The sequence below is a fragment of the Bacillus sp. AP50 genome (assembly GCF_040492675.1).
Lineage (GTDB): Bacteria > Bacillota > Bacilli > Bacillales > Bacillaceae_G > Bacillus_A > Bacillus_A cereus.
The window spans coordinates 1-9456 of record NZ_JBEUTW010000075.1 but is presented as its reverse complement, the minus strand read 5'-3'; the positions used below and the strand labels follow the sequence as shown (position 1 = coordinate 9456).

Sequence of the window (9456 nt, the reverse complement as noted above, 5' to 3'; positions counted from 1 at the left end):
ACGAGCTCACCTAGGACGATTGCAGAAATAAAATCAAAGGGCGTTAGCTGAGATATTTGTGTTTTCCCTAATATTTTTGTAGCAATTAATAGAACAAAAAAACCAATTAAAAGCTCTATCGTTATTTGTCCAATATGATTCATATACGTTCACCTTTCTACTCTTCAAATGTTCTGTATAGCATTTAATAAAAAAACGGCACATTTTTTCTATTATCATGCCCGTTCACACTTCATATATCCAATACATATAAAACAAAAAGAGTCTGATTCAAAGTAATATATGAATCAGACTCTTTTCCTCTTATTTAGAATACACAATCTTTTTAATCGTTTCCCCAGAAAGAAAATATTCTTCTGCAAGTTGATGAATAGCAATCCCACTTTTAAACGCTTCTTTAATTGCTTTATTTCTTTCATCTAATTGTTTTCTTCCGCCAGATCGTGTACCCCATTTATAATGTTTCGTTTCTTGTTTCGGAATGTAAATTGTTTCACCTTGTATATACTTTTGAATTTCAGTAATTAAACTCTCCGGTAAAACAGCATTAGCTTTTACGTATTTCATTTCTGCTCGCCCCTTATTTTTTATGGTTCATTTCAATAAGGTGCAAAGCCAAATATAAAAAATGATACGAGCTCATATAGGCGATTGTATATTACTTGTCTACCTCACGCAAAGTATCGCCATTTCCATACTTGGCTTTGCATGAGACGTTGCAGTGTCTGGCAATTGAATTATAATCGCCATATAAACACCTCCTAATATACCTTTTGCATTTTATTATATGATAAATTCCTTCTCCTTGCATCCACACCCTTCTTAAAGCACGAAATTTTATCTAAGAAGGGCTATCAGTTCGTAACAGTAAATGAATTGCAAAAAAGAGCAAAATAAAAAGGTAGCGTATCTTTGTATGATACGCTACCTTTCTTTTTATATAATGCCAAGTACATTTAAGAATACGATAATAATCGCAATTGGTGCGATATAACGAAGTAAGAATAACCATAATACGAATAGTTTATAACCTTTATTTTTACTTACACCTAGCTCTTTCATTAATACATCTTTCTTCATTTTTAAAGGAACAAAGATAGAAACTAATAATACACCAAGTGGCATTAATACGTTACTTACTGCATAGTCCGCTAAATCAAAGACTGTCTTCCCGAAAATCTTCAGATCACTTAATATACCGAATGATAATGCTGATGGTACCCCAACAACGAAGATTAATAACCCTACGATTAAGGCCATTTTTTCACGTTTCCCTTTACCTTTTGATGTTAACGATGCGACACTAATTTCTAACATCGAAATTGCTGATGTAATCGTAGCGAAGAAGAATAATAATAAGAAAACGATGAAGAATAATTTTCCGAATGCCATTTTACTGAAAATAGCTGGCAATACGATAAATAATAGTCCCGGTCCTTGAGATGGTTCCATTCCAAATGCGAACACAACTGGGAAAATTGCAAGTCCTGCAAGTAATGTAATAACAAGAGTTAAGGCTACGATAGAAAATGCTGAACGTGGTAAGCTTTCTTCTTTCGGTAAGTATGAGCTATACGTTACCATAACGGCTACCCCAACAGATAATGAGAAGAACGATTGCCCCATTGCGTATAAAATAACTTCTGATGTTACATGTGAGAAATCAGGTTGTAAGAAGAAACGAACTCCTTCTCCAGCACCATCTAACGTAAGTGCACGAACGATTAATACAAAGAATAAAACGAATAGTGCTGGCATGAAATATTTATTTACTTTTTCAACACCATTTTGTACACCTTTACTTACGATAAAAATAGTAATAAGGATGAATAATAGCTGTGATCCAACTGCTAAATATGGATTGGAAATGATTTCACCAAACGTAGCTTCGTATGCTCCATTTCCTTCCCATAGTCTACCTGTAATCGCATTCCATAAATATAATAAAATCCAGCCTCCTACAACACTGTAGAAAGAAAGTAATATGAAACATGTTACAATTCCTAATTTACCTAACCAAGGCCATAACGTTTTAGGAGCAATCTCTCTATATGCATCAACAGCCTCTTTTTGTGTACTTCTTCCAATAACAAATTCAGCTAATAATAGCGGTAAACCAATTAATAATGTGAAACCGATGAAAATTAGGAAGAACGCTCCGCCTCCTCCAATGCCGGCCATATATGGGAATTTCCAAATCGCCCCAAGACCAATTGCCGAACCTGCTGCAGCTAATACGAAACCTAATTTCGATGTCCATTGCTGTGAATTCATTTGTTAATCTCCTCTCTATCTCTTTTTCTTTGTTACAATTCGGTATTTATATTGTTCTATCAATACTCTTTTCTAATACGTTCACTTCCTCCCTAATAATAAAAAAACGCCCCTACGTAAATACGTAGGGACGACAAAAATATCGCGGTACCACCCTAGTTGTGAAGAACACTAAGAAACCAACTAAATAAAAACGCCCCTACGCAAAAACGTAGGGACGATAAAATATCGCGGTACCACCCTAGTTATGAAGCCTCACCAAAGTTAGGACCTAAATAAAAAACGTCCCTACGTAAATACGTAGGGACGATAAATATCGCGGTACCACCCTAGTTGTGAAAAAATCTTCACCACTTTATTTGATAACGGTATAAACTACCGTCTTTCATTTCCTCAAAATATGAGATTTATGAAAGATGCTCCAGGACGAACTTCATGAATAATCTATATACTGATTCACACCAACCATCAGCTCTCTGAAATAGGGAGATATTCACTACTATACCCTTTCATTGCCCAAATATTATTTTCCGAATTGATTACTATCATTTTTATCACACATTAAAAATAGTGTCAACTTATATTTCGAATTTTTATGTATTACAATCTATTTAAAAGTTCGAAATATAAGTTTTAGTTTAGAAAACAAGTAGCTTAGTACATAACGAATTCTAACAGGCAATAGAAAAAGAATTACGTATTATTGATACTTATTCAATAATACAAATCATCTAGAAACATAACCTGTCTCTCTGTATTCATTTTTTAAGAGTTTGATGGATACCAAGAAAATTTCGCATCACTATCCAGTGGTCTATTTTTCGTTTCTTCTTTAATTACACGAAACCATTCATTTAGAATTTGAGTTTTGGGCAATTGAGCAGCAAGGCTATCTTCCCAAATTATATGTGAGAACCAGGCTTTCGTTTCCCATTCAAACTGCAATTGTGCGAACGAAATTATAGGGTGATCAGCTCCACGAAATTGCTCATTTACTGCATTTGAAACTTCTGGAGCTTGCGGTAACAACTCGTTCTGAATTCTATTTCTTATCGTCTCATTTTCTAGCTGATCCCAGAAATACAATTGCCCATTTATTTGATAAAAAATATCAAATGAAGCCTCACCTTTCTTCAAATTCAATAACACGAAGGCACGTTCCACATCATTGTCAGCCGCTTTTACAGCATTAACAATTATATTTTGTGCCATTGATACCCAGTAACTAGTCGCTTCCTCTACCGGTGATTCAACATACAATTCTTCACTTAATTCATGAAGAGTAGCTTCTTGCTCATTTACTTTTTCAACTTTTTTAAAAAACCTATTAAAAAAACCCATAACTTCCCCCTTATTACTATTTTCTATTTCACAAAATAAAAAATAGATTTTTCTTGCTCATCCACATTTACTCCTGGCGCGTATGTATGAACTTGTTGCAACACTTCTTCTATTAGCAACTCTAACTCCTGCACACTTTTTTCTGGATTCCCTATTAATGTGTCCGCCATACGTTCATATAATTTTTCAGGTTTAATAGTCATTCGTTCCACATTATTAGGCATCCATTTAAACGCTGGATGATGTACGTACATTTTATTCAAACCAAATAAAACACCGAATACGTTCCTTTGTACTTCGCAAATAACGTCATAAAGCATAAGCCAATCTTTCCGTTTTAAAAGCGCCTTTCGATTGTGCCAACGATTACTTAACCATAGATTTTCTGAAATCATCAGTTTTGCTAGTTCATCTGGATATGCCGCTACTTTTTCTTTTAATTCATTCACTTTCCCTTCTCCATACAAACTAACACCATCATGAATGGATGATACAATACATTGTTTTTCATAATTTATATCATATTGATCCACCACATCCGAAATTACTTTCTCTACTGTCTCTGTTAAAAAGTTACTAATCTCTAATTTAATTCCCTCTTTCGTTAAATACGTTTCCGACCATTCTTCTTCCTCATACGGATGATACGATAATATTGTCCCATCAATATGATAAATAGGGGCCCTACGATCCTCATCTTCTGGCGGTGTTGACCATAAAATATGTAATTCTATATCTGAATGTTCATCTTCAAGCTTTCTAGCTACTGAACCCGCTAAAATAATAGCTTCTACTTTCGGATTTTGCCTATAAATCTCTGACATCTCTATCGCTCTCTCTTTTAATCCCATTTCATTTCCCCCTAAAATTGCAGTAATCCCCTATATTTCATTTATCTATTTCGATATTACAGCTTGCATTACCTTTTCAAATTCCTACTTAATCATATTTCTATCCAATAGCGCTGAATAACTTCACCAGTACGAGAAGAAACTACTTCATTTTCTAACACACCTCCAACCTTTTGAATCGTTTTAGCAGAACCGATATTGGATTTATCGCAAGTTATTAATACTTTCTGCAATCCTAATTTTTGCGCTTCAGCTAATGCAAGTTGTAGTTGTTTCGTAGCGTAACCGTGGCGACGTTTATTCGGATGGACACTATATCCAATATGACCGCTTTCCCGTAATAATTCTGGATTTAATCTATGTCTAATATTCACAAAACCTATAAGTTCCCCTTTTTCAAAACTTAAAAACTGACTAGATGGCACTCGATTAGCTAGTAAATTTTCTCCTAGTTCTTGTTTACTCACTTTTTCAAACCATTCATCAAGAGAATCAAAGTTTTGTAAAGAACTACTTCCATGTGGTTGTTCCCCTGAGTGTAAAAACGCTTGTCTATACGCTGTAATACGCTCACTATATTCATGGATTGGTTTTAATAGTTTCATTGTTCTTCTCCCCCTCTTCATTCCATAAAACAAACACCTTAATAGCAGCTATTCACTATTAAGGTGTTTCTATCCTTTTTATTCAAATAACCCCATGCTCAAATAACGTTCACCTGTATCAGGCGCAATACATAAAACTTTTTTACCAACGCCTAGACGTTTCGCTATCATGATTGCAGCGTAAACAGATGCTCCAGAAGATGGCCCAACTAATAATCCTTCTTGTCTAGCTAAGTTTCTCATTGTCGTTAAAGCCTCTTCGTCTGCAATTTGAATAATTTCGTTATACACTTCTGTATTTAAGTTTTTCGGAATAAATCCTGGGCTTGTTCCTACTAGTTTATGAGGACCTGGTACACCACCGGATAAAACGGGAGATCCTTTCGGTTCCACTACTGCAATATATAAGTTTGGCAATTTCTCTTTTAACGTTTCACCAGTCCCTGTAATCGTTCCGCCTGTTCCTGCCGTTGCAACAAAAGCATCAAGTTCTCCATCCATTTGTTCGTAAATTTCAAGTGCAGTCGTATAACGGTGAATATTCGGATTAGCTGGATTTTCAAATTGTTGCGGGATAAAACTATTCGGTATTTGTTTTTGCAGTTCTAACGCCTTCGCAATTGCTCCTGGCATTCTTTGTTCTGCTGGTGTTAAAACTACTTCTGCCCCGTATGCTTTCAATAAATTAATACGCTCTTTTGACATATTGTCTGGCATAATTAAAATCGCTTTATACCCTTTAGCTGCTGCGTTCATCGCTAAACCAATTCCTGTATTCCCGCTTGTCGGTTCAATAATTGTATCCCCTGGTTTAATGAGACCATTTTCTTCTGCAACGTGAAGTAAATTATAAGCAGCACGGTCTTTCACACTACGTGATGGATTAAACATTTCTAGTTTCACATACACGTCCGCTGCGTCTTCCGGAATAAATTTAGATAATTGGACGACAGGTGTATCTCCTATTAATTCTGTTACGTTTTCACATAATTTCATAGTGCATCCCCTATTCTATCGTTTTCTTATCACTTGGTAATAACCATGAAGTAAGTCCAATTAACGGTAAACAACTACATAATATCATAATGAACTGAAGGCTATATATATCAGCTAACTTTCCTAGTACTACAGCACCTAGAGCACCAAGGCCGAACGCAAGACCTACAATTAGACCTGATACCATCCCTACTTTTCCCGGAACAAGCTCTTGCGCGTATACAACAATTACACTAAAACTACTTGAACTAATAAAACCGATACATAAAAATAAAGGTACGACCCACACAAGTGAGACATGTGGTAATAACAGCGCAAGTGGCGCTGAACCTAACATTGAAAATACGATGATGTTTTTCTTACCAAATCGATCTGCTAACGGTCCCCCGAAGAAAGTGCCTAACACACCAGCAATCATAAATGCGAATACGAAATACTGGGCATTTTTTATAGATAAACCATAATGCTCAATTAAGTAAAATTGATAGAAATTCCCGATACCGGCACCGTACCAAGAGCGCACAAAAGTAAGAAAAACAAGAAGTATAATAACAAATTTAATGTGTGTACTTACAATTGCATTTTCCGCCTCAAGCGCAGCTCTCTTCTTCCTTCTTACAGCGCCGGTTGCTAATTCATTTTTGTACCAATTCGATACGAAAATTAACAATGCAATTCCTACTGCTGCAAATGCTGTAAAACCTAATGAACCAATTTGACCGAGTGGAACGAAAATTAGCGCTGTAAAAATAGGAGCTAAAGAATTCCCCGTGTTTCCCCCAACTTGATAAATCGCTTGCGCTAACCCTCGTTTTGCACCTGCCGCCATATACGCAACACGAGCGCCTTCTGGATGAAAGACTGCGGAACCTAAGCCAATAAATAAAACAGAAATAATAACAATAATAAAGTTTGGTGCAAACGCGAGTCCAATCATTCCAAGCATACTTGAAAACATACCGAGTGGTAATAAAAATGGTGACGGCTTCTTATCTGAATACATACCAAACACCGGTTGCATAATCGATGACGTCATATTTAACGCAAACGCAATCCACCCCACTTGCATATAGGATAAATTCATCGTTTTTTCCAAAATAGGAAACAACGCCGGCACAACTGCTTGCATCGAATCATTTAAAAAATGTCCGAAACTAATCGCAAATAATATTCGATATATTGTCGGTGTTTCTACTGTGTTTTTTTGTGAAACTGCCTGCATATGTGAATCGCTCCTTTCTGTACAAAATATATATTTATTACAGTAGGTGTAATAAATTCTGACTTTTGAAACATTTCTATTCTATACTGCTTTCATTTCTTTTTCCAGAAATATAACTTAACTCCCATCATTGACTTGCATCCTTGTAACTTTCAGCAGTAAAACATTATAGAAAAAGGCAACCCAATCACAAACTGGGTTGCCTCTTACATTAAATTGCAAAACGCTTATACTTCTCATAATCGCTCGTCTTACATTCCACTTCTAGTTTCGTACCTTCATTTTCATAACTCGTTGATAAAACGTGCGCATGATTATTGAAATACGAAACTACCTGTCCTTGATCATACGGAATTAACATTTCACATTTCGTATATTCTTTATAAATATGGGAACGAATCATTTCTACAAGCTCTTCAATTCCAACATGTTTCTTCGCAGATAAATACACGCGGTCTTCTTGTACTTTCGGAATTTCAACATCCACCATATCTGATTTGTTATAAGCATAGATCGTTGGAATATTTTCTACTCCAATTTTCTTTAACGTTTCATTTGTAATATCAATTAATTGTTCATAATTTGGATTTGCGTAATCTACGACGTGAATAAGTAAATCTGCTTCCGCTACTTCTTCTAACGTTGAACGGAACGCCTTCACAAGATGATGTGGTAATTTACTTACAAATCCAACTGTATCTGTTAATAAAAATGATTTATTATCTGGCAAATCAATATTTCGTACAGATGTTTCTAACGTCGCAAATAACATATCTTTTTCAAATACTTGTTTTTCTTCTGTACCATTATAAAGTTCAAGCATTGCATTCATCGTCGTTGACTTTCCTGCATTCGTATAACCTACTAATGCTACAACAGGTATTTCATTTTTCTTACGTTGCTTTCGCTGCGTTTGACGCTGGGCAACGAGCGCTTCTAAATCTTTATTCAAAACTGAAATTTGTTCTTCAATTTTACGACGGTCTAACTCTAACTTCTTCTCACCGACACCTTTATTTTTCGTACCAACGCCGCCGCTCTGTCTCCCTAACGATTCACGAAGACCAATTAAACGAGGCATCATGTACTGAAGGTGTGCTACTTCTACTTGCAGCTGTGCTTCTTTCGTTTTCGCACGTTGCGCAAAAATATCTAAAATTAAAATGGTACGATCAATTACCTTACAATCTAAATCCTCTTCTAAATTTCGAATTTGTGAAGGAGATAATTCATCATTAAAGATGACCATATTCGCATCTATTTCTTGTACATACGCTGCTACTTCTTCAATCTTTCCTTTTCCGATATAATGCGATGGATTTACTCGTTGTAAATTTTGCGTTACTTGCCCAATTACCTCTACATCACAAGCTTCCGCAAGATTTGTTAACTCTTCCATCGAATATGCAAAATCATCTTCATTACCTACATTTACTCCAACTAAAACTGCTCTTTGTAATACTTCTTCCATATATTTATTCCTCCATTTCGATTACGTAAAATAAAAAACACAGGTCGCTGCCTGTGTTTTCGTAAACGGATAAGGGTTCACCAAAGAAATAGAAGAAAGCTATGCTTTCATCCTATTTTATAGTCAAAAAGTCCCAAGATCGTATACGTATACACAATAAGCGTTCACCTATACAATCCCATTCTATTTATAAAGGCAAAACAAAAAGAGGGCGTATTCGTCCCTCCCTCTTTTTCACATATAAGCTTAATAAAGGGTTCCTTTAAAATAGGCAGACCAATCCCGTTCACTCTGTACACAGACAGAGCCTTTGAGCGCTATTCAATTATTGGCACAAAGTATTGAGACGTAATCTGATTAAGATCAAAGGAAGCCCCTCCGTTCATTTTAAGTTACATAAAGTGTAGCATAAGTAATTCGCTTTCACAAGGTTTAACAACCTATATCACACTAAAGAAAATCGTCATTTTTTGCGAGTTTTTCTCACAATAAAAATAACAAAAGCAATTATCAATTTTAGAAACTTCTCGTATATTATTTTTACAGCACTCGCCAAATTCCTTCATAGTAAGTTAAGTATTATCGTTTTAATACAACAAAAATCTATATTGACATTTTTATAACCTAATATTAGTATCAGGTTATAAAAATAAAAATTAGGAGATGTTCCTATGCATTCTAAATCTCGTATTACTG

General features: G+C 35.3%; 8 protein-coding genes, 1 pseudogene and 1 other annotated feature. All 9 genes and pseudogenes read right to left on the bottom strand.

All coding sequences use genetic code 11. From position 1 onward, the window contains the following. Window positions 1–143, bottom strand: a pseudogene (locus ABWK52_RS07415) (DUF421 domain-containing protein); the annotation flags it as partial. Window positions 144–303: 160 nt separating this feature from the next. Continuing rightward, entirely contained in the window at window positions 304–567 is a 264-nt protein-coding gene (locus ABWK52_RS07410) for a CD3324 family protein (protein WP_000878325.1), read from the bottom strand. Window positions 568–936: 369 nt separating this feature from the next. Continuing rightward, window positions 937–2274 carry a sodium-dependent transporter gene (locus ABWK52_RS07405; RefSeq protein WP_001088187.1) on the bottom strand — a complete coding sequence of 446 codons (1338 nt, stop codon included), beginning with the start codon at window positions 2272–2274 and terminating at the stop codon, window positions 937–939. Window positions 2275–2573: 299 nt separating this feature from the next. Next, window positions 2574–2796, bottom strand: a binding site (T-box leader). 243 nt (window positions 2797–3039) lie between these two features. After that, window positions 3040–3615: a hypothetical protein gene (locus ABWK52_RS07400; RefSeq protein WP_000505545.1), complete on the bottom strand. Its 576-nt coding sequence runs from the start codon at window positions 3613–3615 to the stop codon at window positions 3040–3042. A 23-nt stretch (window positions 3616–3638) separates the two neighbouring features. Further along, entirely contained in the window at window positions 3639–4466 is an 828-nt protein-coding gene (locus tag ABWK52_RS07395; RefSeq protein ID WP_098541482.1) for a DUF4037 domain-containing protein, read from the bottom strand. Window positions 4467–4558: 92 nt separating this feature from the next. Continuing rightward, window positions 4559–5071, bottom strand: a complete 513-nt coding sequence (locus ABWK52_RS07390; protein ID WP_000771279.1) for a GNAT family N-acetyltransferase — start codon at window positions 5069–5071, stop codon at window positions 4559–4561. A 78-nt stretch (window positions 5072–5149) separates the two neighbouring features. After that, entirely contained in the window at window positions 5150–6067 is a 918-nt protein-coding gene (cysK, locus tag ABWK52_RS07385) for a cysteine synthase A (protein WP_098280996.1), read from the bottom strand. A 10-nt stretch (window positions 6068–6077) separates the two neighbouring features. Continuing rightward, the gene (locus tag ABWK52_RS07380; protein ID WP_001149411.1) at window positions 6078–7289 is read right to left on the bottom strand and encodes an MFS transporter; all 1212 of its coding nucleotides are present in this window, start codon (window positions 7287–7289) and stop codon (window positions 6078–6080) included. A gap of 211 nt (window positions 7290–7500) precedes the next feature. Then, window positions 7501–8760 carry a GTPase HflX gene (gene hflX, locus ABWK52_RS07375; RefSeq protein ID WP_098280997.1) on the bottom strand — a complete coding sequence of 420 codons (1260 nt, stop codon included), beginning with the start codon at window positions 8758–8760 and terminating at the stop codon, window positions 7501–7503. Between the last annotated feature and the right edge of the window lie 696 nt (window positions 8761–9456).

Bases quoted from the DNA above. Each gene is read 5' to 3' on its own strand.
- hflX (WP_098280997.1), bottom strand. From the start codon at position 8,760: ATGGAAGAAGTATTACAAAGAGCAGTTTTAGTTGGAGTAAATGTAGGT.
- cysK (WP_098280996.1), bottom strand. From the start codon at position 6,067: ATGAAATTATGTGAAAACGTAACAGAATTAATAGGAGATACACCTGTC.
- ABWK52_RS07405 (WP_001088187.1), bottom strand. From the start codon at position 2,274: ATGAATTCACAGCAATGGACATCGAAATTAGGTTTCGTATTAGCTGCA.
- ABWK52_RS07395 (WP_098541482.1), bottom strand. From the start codon at position 4,466: ATGGGATTAAAAGAGAGAGCGATAGAGATGTCAGAGATTTATAGGCAA.
- ABWK52_RS07390 (WP_000771279.1), bottom strand. From the start codon at position 5,071: ATGAAACTATTAAAACCAATCCATGAATATAGTGAGCGTATTACAGCG.
- ABWK52_RS07400 (WP_000505545.1), bottom strand. From the start codon at position 3,615: ATGGGTTTTTTTAATAGGTTTTTTAAAAAAGTTGAAAAAGTAAATGAG.
- ABWK52_RS07410 (WP_000878325.1), bottom strand. From the start codon at position 567: ATGAAATACGTAAAAGCTAATGCTGTTTTACCGGAGAGTTTAATTACT.
- ABWK52_RS07380 (WP_001149411.1), bottom strand. From the start codon at position 7,289: ATGCAGGCAGTTTCACAAAAAAACACAGTAGAAACACCGACAATATAT.